At 62.3% G+C, this 14,535-nt stretch carries 9 protein-coding genes; 5 read left to right on the top strand and 4 right to left on the bottom strand.

The window, feature by feature from the left end; genetic code table 11:
• The first annotated feature begins 288 nt into the window (after nucleotides 1–288).
• Nucleotides 289–759 (top strand): Hsp20 family protein, encoded by a 471-nt coding sequence (locus tag AB8B31_RS18070; RefSeq protein WP_018243541.1) that lies wholly within the window; start codon nucleotides 289–291, stop codon nucleotides 757–759.
• Between the two features lie 163 nt (nucleotides 760–922).
• Here the strand turns inward: AB8B31_RS18070 and AB8B31_RS18065 are convergent, their stop codons facing one another.
• Nucleotides 923–1,972 (bottom strand): bile acid:sodium symporter family protein, encoded by a 1,050-nt coding sequence (locus tag AB8B31_RS18065; RefSeq protein WP_018243540.1) that lies wholly within the window; start codon nucleotides 1,970–1,972, stop codon nucleotides 923–925.
• Between the two features lie 45 nt (nucleotides 1,973–2,017).
• Between AB8B31_RS18065 and AB8B31_RS18060 the strand changes: the two genes are divergently transcribed.
• A complete protein-coding gene (locus AB8B31_RS18060; RefSeq protein ID WP_018243539.1) occupies nucleotides 2,018–2,872 on the top strand; it encodes a LysR substrate-binding domain-containing protein in 855 nt (284 codons plus the stop codon).
• A 55-nt stretch (nucleotides 2,873–2,927) separates the two neighbouring features.
• Here the strand turns inward: AB8B31_RS18060 and AB8B31_RS18055 are convergent, their stop codons facing one another.
• Nucleotides 2,928–3,980 (bottom strand): threonine aldolase family protein, encoded by a 1,053-nt coding sequence (locus AB8B31_RS18055; RefSeq protein ID WP_018243538.1) that lies wholly within the window; start codon nucleotides 3,978–3,980, stop codon nucleotides 2,928–2,930.
• Nucleotides 3,981–4,518: 538 nt separating this feature from the next.
• Here AB8B31_RS18055 and gltB point away from each other — a divergent pair.
• The 3 genes from gltB (at nucleotide 4,519) to AB8B31_RS18040 (ending at nucleotide 11,826) form a co-directional block, all read left to right on the top strand.
• Nucleotides 4,519–9,243: a glutamate synthase large subunit gene (gene gltB / locus AB8B31_RS18050; protein ID WP_020493408.1), complete on the top strand. Its 4,725-nt coding sequence runs from the start codon at nucleotides 4,519–4,521 to the stop codon at nucleotides 9,241–9,243.
• A gap of 227 nt (nucleotides 9,244–9,470) precedes the next feature.
• Complete coding sequence (locus AB8B31_RS18045; protein WP_026188524.1) at nucleotides 9,471–10,925, top strand: glutamate synthase subunit beta; 1,455 nt, start codon at nucleotides 9,471–9,473, stop codon at nucleotides 10,923–10,925.
• 268 nt (nucleotides 10,926–11,193) lie between these two features.
• Nucleotides 11,194–11,826: a hypothetical protein gene (locus AB8B31_RS18040; RefSeq protein WP_018243535.1), complete on the top strand. Its 633-nt coding sequence runs from the start codon at nucleotides 11,194–11,196 to the stop codon at nucleotides 11,824–11,826.
• A gap of 37 nt (nucleotides 11,827–11,863) precedes the next feature.
• Here AB8B31_RS18040 and AB8B31_RS18035 read toward each other — a convergent pair whose 3' ends face one another.
• On the bottom strand, nucleotides 11,864–13,096 hold the full coding sequence (locus AB8B31_RS18035) for an SGNH/GDSL hydrolase family protein (RefSeq protein ID WP_018243534.1): 1,233 nt from the start codon (nucleotides 13,094–13,096) through the stop codon (nucleotides 11,864–11,866).
• A 174-nt stretch (nucleotides 13,097–13,270) separates the two neighbouring features.
• On the bottom strand, nucleotides 13,271–14,494 hold the full coding sequence (locus tag AB8B31_RS18030) for a lytic murein transglycosylase (protein WP_018243533.1): 1,224 nt from the start codon (nucleotides 14,492–14,494) through the stop codon (nucleotides 13,271–13,273).
• Nucleotides 14,495–14,535 lie beyond the last annotated feature (41 nt).

Genomic DNA, 14,535 nt, shown 5'->3' with positions numbered 1-14,535 from the left:
AAGTTGAGGCTGAAGAAGAAGGGACGGATGCACTTCAGCCATCGGGACCAGATTCACCCGACGCGGAAATTTCTAGGCGAATGTGCCTGAACGCGCTCCGAACCGGTCGTTCATGCGGGGTTCACGGGCTGATCAAGGCGATTCCGAAAAGGTCTTGAACTCCTCGAATCCCATCACCATCTCCTTTCTGCGGGTGCCGAACAGGGCCCGCGCAACCGTCCCAAGGCCGCCAAAGATGGGGTCTCAGGGGCACTTCATCGCAACACGTCGCTTCCACAGGAGGACATCATGCGTCACGTAGACTTCTCTCCCCTTTATCGTTCGACCGTCGGTTTCGACCGGCTCTTCACCATGCTCGACAGCCTTGCCCAGCCGGAGCAGGCGCAGACCTATCCGCCCTATAATATCGAGCGCACCGGTGAAAACACCTATCGCATCACCATGGCGGTTGCCGGTTTCGACGAGACCGAACTTTCGATCGAAGCCCATGCCCATGTCCTGTCCGTGAAGGGTGAAAAGAACGAGGAACCTGCCGAAAGCGGCGAATTCCTCTACCGCGGCATTGCCAAGCGCGCCTTCGAGCGCCGCTTCCAGCTTGCCGACCATGTCGAGGTGATCGCCGCTTCGCTGAAGAACGGCCTGCTGCACATCGACCTTCTGCGAAATATTCCCGAGGCCATGAAGCCCCGCAAGATTACGATTGCTGCAGAACCGGTCGAGGCTCCGAAAGCCATCGAAGCGCAGATCATCAACGGCTAATCAGATCCTTATCGGATAAAATGAACGGCGCTCCTATGGGGCGCCGTTTTTTGTTTCGGCTTGAAGCGCGTCGCGATCTTTCAGATTCGCTCATCGCGCTTTAGCTCTTATTTTTACGCATGTCGTTGTCGCAAAACCGCTGCACAGTTTTGCGCGACATGCTTCATGCCGGGCTGGCGGCTTCGTCGATTTCCTTGTCCGTTGCACGGCGGGCCGCAGCGGCGGCGTATTTCTGGGCGATGACGGCGCAGACCATCAGCTGGATCTGGTGGAACAGCATCAGCGGCAGCACGATCGCGCCGATCGACTGGCCGGCGAAGATGACGTTCGCCATCGGTACGCCGCTCGCGAGGCTCTTCTTCGAGCCGCAGAAGGTGATGGTGATCTCGTCGGCCTTGTTGAAGCCCAGCCAGCGGCTGCCGAACATCGTCAGCACCAGGACAATCGCCAGCAAAACCATGTCGGCGACGATGACGACGGCGATATCGGCGATCGAAAAGGTGTGCCACAGGCCCTCGACGACCGCCGTGCTGAAGGCGAGATAGACGACCATCAGGATCGAGCCGCGGTCGACAGGCATCAGGATCTTCTTCTTGGCGCGGATCCAGTCGCCGATCCAGGGCTGCAGGATCTGGCCGACAATGAAGGGGGCAAGCAGCTGCAGCAGGATCTGCTCTAATGCATCGAAGGAGAAGCCGCCATGGCCGCCGACGGAAAACAGCAGGCCGACGAGCAGCGGTGTCAGGAACATGCCGAAAATGTTGGATGCCGAGGCCGAGCAGATGGCGGCCGGTACGTTGCCGCCCGCCATCGAGGTGAAGGCAATCGACGACTGCACCGTCGACGGCAGCACGCAGAGGAAGAGGATGCCGAGATAAAGCGGCTGCGGCAGGATCGTGTCGGGGATCAGCCCGAGCGCCATGCCGAGCAGCGGGAAAATGCCGAAGGTGGTCAGCAGGATGACGAGATGCAGGCGCCAGTGCAGCAGGCCTGATATGACGACGTCGCGCGACAGGCGCGCGCCATGCAGGAAGAACAGCAGCGCGATGGCAAGGTCAGTGGCGATACCGAAATAATCCGCGAATGTGCCGCTTGCCGGCAGCAGCGACGCGAGGATGACGGTGCAGACGAGCAGGATGGTGAATGTATCGGGCAGAAAGCGGCGCATGGCGATCTCGCGGCGTGATAAAACAGTCATTGTTCTGTCGTCCATTATGATCCAGGATGCAAGGAATAACAGTTATCGAGAATATGGATCATGCTGGACCTTTCGCAATTGCGCAGTTTCGTCGCCGTCGAGCAGATGGGCAGTTTCACGCTTGCCGCAGAAAGGCTCGGCCTCGGGCAGTCGACGGTCAGCCAGCACATCCAGCGGCTGGAGACGGCGCTCGGGCGCAGGCTGCTGGCGCGCGACACCCATAAGGTGATGTTGACCGGCGATGGCGAGGCACTGCTGTCGCATGCGCGCGCCATGCTTTCGATCGAGGGGCAGGTGCAGTCGCTGTTTAAGAGCAACAGCCTGCGCGGCAGTCTGCGGCTCGGCGTATCGGAGGATTTCGTCACCAGCCAGCTGCCGGCGGTGCTGGAGGATTTCGTGCGTTCGCATCCATCGGTCGACCTGGAACTGACGGTTGCGCTTTCCGGTGTGCTTTACGAGATGCAGGACAATGGCGAGATCGATCTGGTGCTCGCCAAGCGTCGGCTCGGCGATGCGCGCGGAAAACTCGTCTATCGCGAGCCGCTCGTCTGGCTGGCGCGCGATCCCGAGCGCGTGCTCGCCTCAGGGCCTCTGCCGCTGATCGCCTTTCCGCCGCCGAGCGTCACACGGGTGATCGCGCTCGAAGCGCTCGGGCGAAACGGGGTGCCGTGGCGGATCGTCTGCACCTGCGGCAGCCTGAGCGGGTTGACGGCAGCGGCGCGAGCCGGGATGGGCGTGCTGGTGCAGCCGCGCAGCATGGCACCATCGGGCCTGAAGGAGATCGCTGCGGGAAAACTTCCGGTGCTGGAGGACGTGGAATTCGTGCTGGTGCCGCGTAAGGGAGCGGACCAGGCACTGGTTTCAGCACTGTCGGAGGATATTCTGCAAAAGGTGAGGGGACTGAGGTCGGCGTGAATCCTTGCCCGTCACCGAAAGGCCTGCCGGGCCGGCAGGCCTTTCCGGCAGGCGATCAGGCGGCCAGGCACTTCAAGAAGCCATCGACATCCGCTTCGGTGGTCGCGAAGCTGGTGACGAGGCGGATCAGGGTTTCGCTTTCGGAAACGAGTTCGGGCGTTGCCGCCGGGACCGGCCACTCGTAAAATTTGGCCCCCTTTTCCTCCGCAATTTTTGCGGCACTTTTGCTGACCACAGCAAAGACTTCGTTGGATGCGGTCGGCCAGGCCAGGCGAGCCGAGTTGCTCGTGCCGATGCCGGCGCGCAGCCTGTCGGCCATGCCGTTCGAATGACGGGCGAGATCGAGCCAGAGACCGTCTTCGAAATAGGCATCGAACTGGGCGGCGATGAAACGCGATTTGGAGAAAAGCTGGGCGGCGCGCTTGCGGATGAACGGCATTTCCCGGGCTTGATCCGGATTGAAGATGATGATCGCTTCGGCACACCAGCAGCCGTTCTTGGTGCCGCCGAAGGACAGCATGTCGACGCCGCGCCTCCAGGTCATTTCGGCCGGGGTGGCGCCGAGTGCGACCAGGGCGTTGGCGAAGCGGGCGCCATCCATGTGGAGCGGCAGATTGCGCTTCCTTGATATGGCGGCGATCTCGCCGATCTCCGGCAGGGAATAGACGGTGCCGATCTCGGTCGCCTGGGTGATGGTCACGGCGCTGGCGCGGCCGTGATGGACGGCGTCCTCGGGAAAGCTTGCGATCTTTGCCGAAAGTTTTGCCGGGTCGATCTTGCCGGCTTCGCCGTCAACGGCAACGAGACGGGCGGCACCGGAGAAAAATTCCGGTGCACCGCATTCATCCTCGATCACATGGGCTTCCGAATGGCAGAAGGTGATGCCGCCGGGGCGCTGGACGCTTGCCAGCGACAGCGAGTTGGCGGCCGTGCCGGTAGCGACGAAGAAGATCGAAACCTCACGCTCGAAGATCTCGGAAAAACGGGCTTCGACCTTTCTGTCGAGATCGCCGGCGCCATAGGCGGCGGCAAAGCCGGTCGATTCCGTCAGCAGACGTTCGGCAATGGATTTGTGGGCGCCGGCCCAGTTATCGGAAGCAAAGAACATGTGGGGAAACCGTGAGAAAGGAAGGGGGTGGCAAGTCCGCAGCGGACATTACGCCAAAGCTTCACAGGATCAAGGTTGTCGCCCGCGACACATCACGGAAATTGAACTACGCAATTAATAAACAAAATGATACGGCACAACGTAATTTTCTTTCGTCATGGCCGCTACCCAGGCAATCTTCCGTCGCAAATTGACGTTTTTTGACGGAGCGCTCTTGCAGAGCCGAATGCTTTCTGGCATAGAACTGATGAATTAGGACAGTGTTGCTGTCCTATTTTGGCCTTTATGACCGAAGAGGCGCCGAAAGCCCTGGAACAGAACGGCTTTCACGCTATAGTTCTTCCGAGCGTCAAGCCTCAAGGGCGGCGCGCGGAGGCGAATGGCAGGCGCGGAACGCGACGGTTTGCTTTCCTTTAAAGCAGATGTCTGCGGCCGATCTTCACAATGCAACAGCGCTGTCATGCGCCGAACCTATCTTCGGGTTGCGGCGCGGGACGAAAAGCCGCCCGCGGCCCCGCGGGCTTCGACAGGAGGAAAGATGATGACGAAGACGCCATCCATGGAAGTTGACCGGTTTGCTGCTGCAGAGCTGCGCGCGACGGCCAATATGTCCAAATCCGCCTCCGGCCTGCCGAAGAAACAGGGCCTCTACGATCCGCGCAACGAACATGATGCCTGCGGCGTCGGCTTCGTCGCGCATATGAAGGGCCAGAAGTCACACCAGATCGTCAAGGATGGCCTTTTCATCCTTGAAAACCTGACGCATCGCGGCGCCGTCGGCGCCGATCCGCTGATGGGTGACGGCGCCGGCATCCTGGTGCAGATCCCCGACCGTTTCTTCCGCGAGGAGATGGCCGAGCAGGGCATCACCCTGCCGCCGGTCGGCGAATATGGCGTCGGCCATATCTTCATGCCGCGCGATGAAAAGCAGATCGAGCACTTCAAGAAGGTGATCAAGGACGTCATCACCGAGGAAGGTCAGGTCTTCATCGGCTTCCGCGACGTGCCCGTCGACAATTCCTCGCTCTCCAAGGCGCCGGCCATTGCCGCAACCGAGCCGCATCATGTGCAGGTCTTCATCGGCGCCGGCGAGGATGCCGAAAACAACGACGAGTTCGAGCGTCGGCTGTTCACGCTGCGCAAGGTCATCTCCAACCGCATCTATGACGAGTTCGACGGCGAGGAGAGCAATTTCTATCCGGTGTCGCTGTCGTCGGCGACGGTGGTCTACAAGGGCATGTTCCTGGCCTATCAGGTCGGCGTCTATTACAAGGACCTGTCGGATCCGCGCTTCGAAAGCGCGGTCGCCCTGGTGCACCAGCGCTTCTCGACCAACACCTTCCCGTCGTGGAAGCTCGCGCATCCTTACCGCATGGTCGCCCATAACGGCGAGATCAACACGCTGCGCGGCAACGTCAACTGGATGGCGGCGCGCCAGGCATCGGTCTCCTCGCCGCTGTTCGGCGAGGACATCTCCAAGCTCTGGCCGATCTCCTACGAGGGGCAGTCAGACACGGCCTGCTTCGACAACGCACTCGAATTCCTGGTGCGCGGCGGTTATTCGATGGCGCATGCCGTGATGATGCTGATCCCGGAGGCCTGGGCCGGCAATCAGTCGATGGCCGCAGAACGCAAGGCCTTCTACGAATATCATGCGGCGCTGATGGAGCCCTGGGATGGGCCGGCTGCCGTTGCCTTCACCGACGGCAAGCAGATCGGCGCGACGCTCGACCGCAACGGCTTGCGGCCGGCGCGCTACCTCGTCACCGATGACGACCGCGTCATCATGGCGTCCGAAGCCGGCGTGTTGCCGGTTCCGGAGGAGAAGATCATCCAGAAGTGGCGCCTGCAGCCGGGCAAGATGCTGCTGATCGACATGGAAGAAGGCCGCATCATCTCCGACGACGAGGTGAAGTCGCAGCTTGCGACGGCGCATCCCTATCGCAGCTGGCTCAACCGCACCCAGCTCATCCTCGAAGACCTGAAGCCGGTGGAGCCGCGGGCGCTGCGCCGCGACGTGTCGCTGCTCGACCGCCAGCAGGCCTTCGGCTACACGCTCGAGGATACACGCATCCTGATGTCGCCGATGGCGACGACGGGCCAGGAGGCGATTGGCTCGATGGGCACGGATACGCCGATCTCGGCGATGTCGGAAAAGCCGAAGCTGCTCTACACCTATTTCAAGCAGAACTTCGCGCAGGTGACCAATCCGCCGATCGACCCGATCCGCGAGGAACTGGTCATGAGCCTGGTTTCCTTCATCGGGCCGCGGCCGAATATTCTCGACCACGAGGGCGCGGCGAACGCCAAGCGGCTCGAGGTTCGCCAGCCGATCCTGACCAATGGCGATCTCGAGAAGATCCGTTCGATCGGCCATACGGAAGATCGTTTCGACACCAAGACGCTCGATTTCACCTATGATATCGAGCGTGGCGCCGAAGGCATGCCCGAGATGCTCGACCGGCTCTGCGAGCGCGCGGAAGCGGCGGTCAAGGGCGGCTACAACATCATCGTGCTCTCCGATCGTCAGATCGGGCCGGACCGGATCGCCATTCCGGCACTGCTGGCGACGGCTGCCGTGCACCATCACCTGATCCGCAAGGGGCTTCGCACCTCGGTCGGTCTCGTTGTCGAGACCGGCGAACCGCGCGAGGTCCATCATTTCTGCCTGCTCGCCGGCTACGGCGCCGAGGCGATCAACCCCTATCTCGCCTTCGACACGCTGCTCGACATGCATGCCAAGGGCGAATTCCCGAAGGAAGTGGATGCTTCCGAAGTTGTCTACCGCTACATCAAGGCAGTCGGCAAAGGCATCCTCAAGGTCATGTCGAAGATGGGCATCTCGACCTACCAGTCCTATTGCGGCGCGCAGATCTTCGATGCGATCGGCCTGCAGTCGGAACTGATCGACAAGTATTTCTTCGGAACCGCGACGATGATCGAAGGCGTCGGCCTCGAGGCGATCGCCGCGGAAACCGTCGCTCGCCATAACGCTGCCTTCGGCACCGATCCGCTTCTTGCCACGACGCTCGACATCGGCGGCGAATATGCCTACCGCATGCGCGGCGAAAGCCATGCCTGGACGCCGGATGCGGTCGCCGCCCTTCAGCATGCCGTGCGCGGCAATGCCGAGGATCGCTACCGCGAATTCGCCGATATGGTGAACAATTCGGCGCTGCGCATGAACACGATCCGCGGGCTCTTCAAGATGAAGAGCGCCGAGGCGATTGGCCGCAAGCCGATATCGATCGACGAGGTCGAGCCGGCGGCCGATATCGTCAGGCGTTTCTCGACGGGGGCGATGTCCTTCGGCTCGATCTCCAGGGAGGCGCATACGACACTGGCGATCGCCATGAACCGGATCGGCGGCAAGTCGAACACCGGCGAGGGCGGCGAGGAATCCGACCGCTACATGCCGCTGGCCGATGGTTCGATGAACCCGGAACGTTCGGCGATCAAGCAGATCGCGTCGGGCCGCTTCGGGGTGACCACCGAATATCTCGTCAATGCCGACGTGCTGCAGATCAAGGTGGCGCAAGGCGCCAAGCCTGGCGAAGGCGGTCAGCTGCCGGGCCATAAGGTTGACGCGACCGTTGCCAAGACCCGCCATTCGACACCGGGTGTCGGCCTGATTTCGCCGCCGCCGCACCACGACATCTATTCCATCGAAGATCTGGCGCAGCTGATCTACGATCTGAAGAACGTCAACCCGACCGCCGATGTTTCGGTCAAGCTCGTCTCTGAAGTCGGCGTCGGCACGGTTGCCGCCGGTGTGGCCAAGGCACGCGCCGACCACATCACGGTCGCCGGCTTCGACGGCGGCACGGGTGCGTCGCCGCTGACGTCGCTCAAACATGCTGGCAGCCCTTGGGAAATCGGACTTGCCGAAACCCAGCAGACGCTGGTGCTGAACGGGCTGCGCTCGCGCGTCGCCCTGCAGGTGGACGGCGGGCTGAAGACCGGCCGCGACGTCATTATCGGGGCGCTGCTTGGAGCCGACGAGTTCGGCTTTGCCACCGCGCCGCTGATTGCCGCCGGCTGCATCATGATGCGCAAGTGCCATCTCAACACCTGTCCGGTGGGTGTGGCGACCCAGGATCCGGTGCTGCGCAAGCGCTTCAAGGGCGCGCCGGAGCACGTCATCAACTATTTCTTCTTCGTCGCCAACGAAGTGCGCGAAATCCTCGCCTCACTCGGGTTCACCCGGCTTGACGAGATCATCGGCGCCTCGGAGCTTCTGGAGAAGGACGAGATGCTGAACCACTGGAAGGCGAAGGGCCTCGATTTCAGCCGTATCTTCCACAAGGTCGACGCTCCCAAGGAAGAGACCTTCTGGACGAGCCGGCAGAAGCACCCGATCGACGACATTCTCGACCGCGTGCTGATCGAGCAGGCGCAGCCGGCACTGACGGCCAAGACGCCCGTCGCCTTCGAGGTCGGCATCAAGAACGTCGACCGGTCGGCGGGAGCAATGCTTTCCGGCGAGGTCGCCAAGCGCTTCCGCCATCGCGGACTGAAGGAAGACACGATCAATGTGACGCTTCGCGGCACGGCGGGGCAGAGCTTCGGCGCCTTCCTGGCGCGCGGCGTCACTTTCAACCTGATCGGCGACGGCAACGACTATGTCGGCAAGGGCCTTTCAGGCGGCAAGATCATCATCCGGCCGCCGGAGAATTCGAGGATCGTGGCCGAGGACTCGATCATCGTCGGCAACACCGTGCTTTATGGTGCGACCGAGGGCGAATGCTATTTCCGCGGTGTGGCAGGCGAACGTTTCGCCGTGCGCAATTCGGGCGCGATCGCCATCGTCGAGGGTGTCGGCGACCATGGCTGCGAATACATGACCGGTGGCGTTGTCGTCGTGCTTGGCGCCACGGGCCGCAACTTCGCGGCCGGCATGTCCGGCGGTGTCGCCTACGTGCTCGATGAGACCGGCGATTTCGCCAGCCGCTGCAACATGGCGATGGTCGAGCTCGAGCCGGTGCCCGAGGAGGACGACATGCTGGAGAAGCTGCATCATCACGGTGGTGACCTCATGCACAAGGGACGCGTCGACGTCTCTGGCGACATGACGCGCCATGACGAGGAGCGCCTCTACCAACTGATCTCCAACCATCTGCACTATACGGGCTCGGCCCGCGCCACGCAGATCCTCGACAACTGGGCCGACTACCGTCCGAAGTTCCGCAAGGTCATGCCGGTCGAATACCGTCGGGCGCTCGAGGAAATGGAGCGCAGCCGGATGGGCATCGCCGCAGAATGAATTGCACCGGGACATCCGTCACCAGCTGACTGCAGGTGACGGATGACGAAAATATCTCAATGACCCGTGACGATCATACCGACGGCGAAGGCTGTTCAGATCGCACGGATGTCTTGCAGGGGATATGGTCCAATGACGGTCAAGACAAGCAACTTGCCCCGGGTACCGGGACTGACGATAGACAGATTGGCTGCGGTGAGGCGGTCATGAGGGTAAGGGACGAAAACATGGGTAAGGTAACAGGGTTTCTGGAAATCGACCGGCAGGTGGCGAAATACCAGCCGGCGTCGGATCGTATCCGCCATTTCCGCGAGTTCACGATCCCGATGTCGGACCCGGAAGTGCAGAAACAGGCCGCGCGCTGCATGGACTGTGGCATCCCCTATTGCCACGGCCCGACCGGTTGCCCTGTTCACAACCAGATTCCCGATTGGAACGACCTCGTCTACAACAACAACTGGGAAGCGGCGATCCAGAACCTGCATTCCACCAACAACTTCCCCGAGTTTACCGGTCGCGTCTGCCCGGCGCCCTGCGAGGAAGCCTGCACGTTGAATCTCGAGGATGCGCCGGTTGCCATCAAGACGGTCGAACAGGCGATCGCCGACAAGGCCTATGAGCTCGGCTTCATCCGGCCGCAGCCGGCGACGGTCCATACCGGCAAGAAGGTCGCCGTCATCGGCTCCGGCCCCGCCGGCATGGCGGCTGCCCAGCAGCTCGGCCGCGCCGGCCATGAGGTGCATCTCTATGAGCGCGAGACCAAGCCGGGCGGCCTGCTGCGCTACGGCATTCCCGATTTCAAGATGGAGAAGAACTTCATCGACCGCCGCGTCGAACAGATGAAGGGCGAGGGCGTCACCTTCCATTGCGGCGTCAATGTCGGCGTCGACGTCAAGGTCGAGCAGTTGCTTGCCGATCACGACGCCGTTCTTTACTGCGGCGGCTCCGAGACGCCGCGTGAGGCGGGCATTCCGGGCACCGACCTTGCGGGCGTGCATGATGCGATGCCCTATCTGGTGCAGCAAAACCGCCGCGTCGGGCGGGAGAACATCGACAGCGTCGGCTGGCCGTCGGACCCGATCCTTGCCGGCGCCAAACATATCGTCGTCGTCGGCGGCGGCGATACGGCTTCGGACTGCGTCGGCACGGCCTTCCGCCAGGGAGCCGTCAAGGTCACACAGCTCGACATTCGGCCGCAGCCGCCGGAGAAGGAAGACAAGCTTGCCGTCTGGCCCTTCTGGGCGACGAAGATGCGAACCTCCTCCTCACAGGCCGAGGGTGCCGTCCGTGAATTCCAGGTGGCGACTCTTGAATTTGTCGGCGAAGACGGTGTGCTCACCGGCGTCAAGTGCTGCGAGGTCGACGAACGCCGGCGGCCGGTTCCAGGTACGGAATTCGTCATCCGGGCCGATCTCGCCTTCATCGCCATCGGTTTCCGCGGGCCGTTCACCGGCAGCGTGCTGAAGGAGCTGGAGGGCAAGCTGACGCTCAACACCGACAAGCGCGGCTCGACCAACGTCGTCGCCAACGATCGCGACTACAAGACTTCGGTCGACAAGTTCTGGACGGCGGGTGACGTGCGCCGCGGCCAGTCGCTGGTGGTCTGGGCGATCCGTGAAGGCCGCCAGGCAGCGCGCGCCATCGACGAGGAATTGATGGGTTCGACCGTTCTGCCGAACTGACCGTCGGCCGCACACCTTCCCGAAGACCACGAACTCCGCCCCTCCGGCGGAGTTTTTTCATGGTGCGCCGCGCTGTAGTGCGACGGCTTGACGCGGAGGCTGTGCGCCGCAAGCCTCAGGCAATGCCTGGAAGCGAGATTTTTCGCCGGACGCGGGCTCAGGAGGAGCCGGCGGCGACCGAAGCGGAGATGCCCCGCCGTTTTGGCCGTAACGCATTTCACCATCGGCCGCGGCGTGAGACCGCGAATGATCGACAAGGACATTTCCAATGGTTTCCGCACTTGACAGCACGCGGCTGGTTTCGGCCCAATATGCTCTGAAAAACCTCCGCGGCTCCGACGACAGCTCGCAGGACACGCAGAGTTCGTCGGCCGCCAGCATTCTGAGCAGCTACGGGCTCGATCCGAGTTCTGCCTCGCTTCTTTCCAACCAGGCCCTTTCCGGGCTGCTCGACACGCTTTCGGCCCAGAGCGACACGTCTGATGAGTCCGACACGACGGGTGATAGCGCCGACGTAACCAGCGCCTCCTTCATGTCGATGCTGAAGCAGCAGCTGCAGGATGCGGCTGCGGCCGAAGGCGAGAGCGGCAAGGCGCACGACATGCTGGCTGCCCTGGAAGCGGGCACGCTCACCATCACCGATCCGACGCAGGGTGTGTCGGTCAACGCCTGGGATGTCGATGATCCCGATGAGGCGGACACTGAGAGCAAGGCCGGCAAGGAGATTGATGTCAGCGGCTGGAGCGACTTCCTCGATGCGCATCTGGAGCGCGGCTCCGACGGCGCCTTCGTCAAGGAAAACGGCAGCTATGTCGACCAGACGAACGACAGCAACGCCTTCTTCGGCCTGATCGGACAGAACTACTATTATCTGAGCTGGCCGCAGGCGACGGCGAAGTAGACGGGACGAAGCGGAGGGCCGCCTCGCGCGGTCTCTTTTATTTGACCGAGACTTCGGCCGGCGCCTTTGCCACAGGCAGGCGGTAATCATCGACGCGGCCGGGAGGTGCGGGCGTCATTTCGCCCTGCTCGACCAGGAGGTCGCGCGGCGACCGCGTCAAAGCCATAGGCGGCGGCCTGGCGCCGAGAAGCTCGGCGCCGCCATCGAGATCGGGATCGGAGAGGCTGATCGGCACGGTATGTTCGACCGGATTGTCGGGAAGGCCGAGACCGGGCAGATTGCTGGAGTCGAGGCGGACCAGATCGGGGCTTGCCTGCGTGCCGAGAAGGCGCCGGGCCGGTTTTTCCACATAGAAGGCAAGTTTGCGCCGGCCGGCCTGGGTAAGATTGATGCCATCAGAAGTGCGCAGGCGTACCTGCTGGCCGTTCACATCCGAGCCGGTGACGATGAAGTTGCCGTTTTCGTCGACGAAACCATCCCAGATATCGACGAATTCGCCGCCGATGCTTTCGACCTGGTTGCGGTAGAGCTGGTTCATCTGGACGGCATCGGCCGTCATCGAATCGGATTCGAAGGCAGGAAGGCCGACCCAAAGCAGCGGGATCTTGCGGCCGGTGACCTCCTTGCCGAAAGAAAGGACACGGCGGCGGTATTCGGTGAACCAGCCATCGGTGCGGAATTTCTCCTTGGCGGTGTCGGTCACCATCTGCTGGCGGTCGTTGGCGCCGATCATGACAACGACCATTGCCGGCTTCAGCTCGTCGATCATCTTCGGCAGCTGTTCCGGCCAGTCGTAATAATCGTCGCGGACAAGGCCTGAGGAGACGTTGCCGCGGGCTTCGACGACGACGCCTGGCGAGGTCTCGAAGGCGGCGGTGAGGCCGTCGCCGAGGCCGCTGGCCAGGAAATCGCCGACGATCAGGATCGTTCGGGCGTCACCGAGCTTCTGCACCGCCGGCTCCTCTTCGACGGTCCGCAAGGGTGGCGCGGTGCGGGTATTGACCACGGCCTTCGGTGGCGGTGGGCGCTTGCGCTGCTGGCGCCTCGGCTGCTGGACATCAGGGGCTTGCGGCGCATCGTCGAGATAGCGTCGGCCGAGGAAAAAATCGAGGATCGAACGGCGCTGATAGCGCTGCTCCTGGGCTTCGGCGACATGCACCGGCGCAAGAGCGCCAAGGCATAGCGAAGCCGCCGCCAAGGCGAGCACGAGCCAACGGATTGGGGTGCGATCAGTTTTCTTCGTCATGGGCAGTTCCGCATCTGCCGGCATCTTGCACGCAGGGTAGGCCAGCGTCCACTCCCGCTACTATCTAGGTCACGGTTCGGCCTGTTGTAGAGCATCATGCCGAAAAGTGTGTGGGGTTTTCGGGCGGTATCATGCCCTACTTCGTTGATCGAAATGCGGGTTGAGATTTCCGGCCGGTCCGGCCGGGATCATCCCGATCTAGCGGCGCAGTGCGTTCAGAAGCGGCAACGAGGGCTCACCGTCCGGCTGCATGCCGATGCGCGACTGGACGGCTGATATTGCCGCCTTCGAACCCGACCCGAAATTGCCGTCGACCTCGCCATTGTAATAGCCGAGCGTCTTCAGACGGGTCTGCAGCTCGAATTTCTCGGTGATATCAAGGGCGCCGTCCGGGCGCGGCCAGCGCTGTTGCATGCCGCCGTAGCCGGCGATCTGGTCGGCCAGCAAGCCGACGGCGAGCGCGTAGCTATCCGAGGCATTGTAGTTCTTGATGGTGAAGAAGTTGGCGGTCATCAGGAAGCCCGGGCCACTGGGCCCGGCCGGCATCTTCAGCATGGCTTTGGTGGCGCTCTCGCGGAAGGCCTTGCCGTTCGGGCGCGTCAGGCCGAGTGCCGCCCATTGGGCCAACGTATGGGTCTTGCCGGCCTGCTTGGCGACTGCGGCGGGAACGACGACCTCGTAGCCCCAGGTCTTGCCGGTGTCCCAGCCGTTCTTCATCAGGAGATTGGCCGAGGTCGCCAGCGCGTCGGGGACCGAATTCCAGATGTCGCGGTGGCCGTTGCCGTCGGCATCGACGGCATAAAGCAGGTAGCTTGTCGGAATGAACTGGGTGTGGCCCATGGCGCCGGCCCAGGAGCCGGTCATCTCGCGTGCCGGCACATCGCCGTTCTGCAGGATCTTCAGTGCCGCGACCAGCTGCTTCTTGGCGAATTTGGCGCGGCTCGGATCGGCGTAGGCAAGCGTTGCCAGGGCGCGCGGCACGTAGTGCAGCCGGTCGTCCTTGTCGAGAACCGCGCCATAATTCGATTCCATCGACCAGATGGCCAGCAGAATGGTCTTGTCGACGCCGAAACGCTGCTCGATCGCAGCGAGCGTCCTTGCATGCTTGGCAGCCATCTCGCGGCCGATCTTGACGGTATAGGGGTTGACGCGGGAATCGACATAGTCCCAGATCTTCGAGGTGAATTCCGGCTGGTAGGCGGCCTTTTCGAGCACGGTCGGATCGGGCTCGCTCACCCCGGAAAAGGCCTTTTGATAAGTTGCCTTACTGATGCCACTCTGAGCGGCAGTTTGGTAAAAATCCGCGATCCATTTCTGGAAGCGGGAATCAGCTTTCGCGTTGTCGGGGACCAGTGCCACCTGGGCAGCGACAATGAGGGCGAGAGCAAGACCACGAAGGGAGTTTTTGTGATTCTGGGTCATCGACAGTCGTATCCGTCATCTTCAGTTTCTGGTGCAGCGGG

The sequence above is a fragment of the Rhizobium sp. 62_C5_N11_2 genome (assembly GCF_051811185.1).
Taxonomy (GTDB): domain Bacteria; phylum Pseudomonadota; class Alphaproteobacteria; order Rhizobiales; family Rhizobiaceae; genus Rhizobium; species Rhizobium leguminosarum.
The sequence above is the reverse complement of the archived record's forward strand: the minus strand, read 5'-3'. Positions and strand labels throughout refer to the sequence as shown.

Bases quoted from the DNA above. Each gene is read 5' to 3' on its own strand.
- gltB (WP_020493408.1), top strand. From the start codon at position 4,519: ATGATGACGAAGACGCCATCCATGGAAGTTGACCGGTTTGCTGCTGCA.
- AB8B31_RS18055 (WP_018243538.1), bottom strand. From the start codon at position 3,980: ATGTTCTTTGCTTCCGATAACTGGGCCGGCGCCCACAAATCCATTGCC.
- AB8B31_RS18035 (WP_018243534.1), bottom strand. From the start codon at position 13,096: ATGCCGGCAGATGCGGAACTGCCCATGACGAAGAAAACTGATCGCACC.
- AB8B31_RS18060 (WP_018243539.1), top strand. From the start codon at position 2,018: ATGCTGGACCTTTCGCAATTGCGCAGTTTCGTCGCCGTCGAGCAGATG.
- AB8B31_RS18045 (WP_026188524.1), top strand. From the start codon at position 9,471: ATGGGTAAGGTAACAGGGTTTCTGGAAATCGACCGGCAGGTGGCGAAA.
- AB8B31_RS18040 (WP_018243535.1), top strand. From the start codon at position 11,194: ATGGTTTCCGCACTTGACAGCACGCGGCTGGTTTCGGCCCAATATGCT.
- AB8B31_RS18065 (WP_018243540.1), bottom strand. From the start codon at position 1,972: ATGGACGACAGAACAATGACTGTTTTATCACGCCGCGAGATCGCCATG.
- AB8B31_RS18070 (WP_018243541.1), top strand. From the start codon at position 289: ATGCGTCACGTAGACTTCTCTCCCCTTTATCGTTCGACCGTCGGTTTC.
- AB8B31_RS18030 (WP_018243533.1), bottom strand. From the start codon at position 14,494: ATGACCCAGAATCACAAAAACTCCCTTCGTGGTCTTGCTCTCGCCCTC.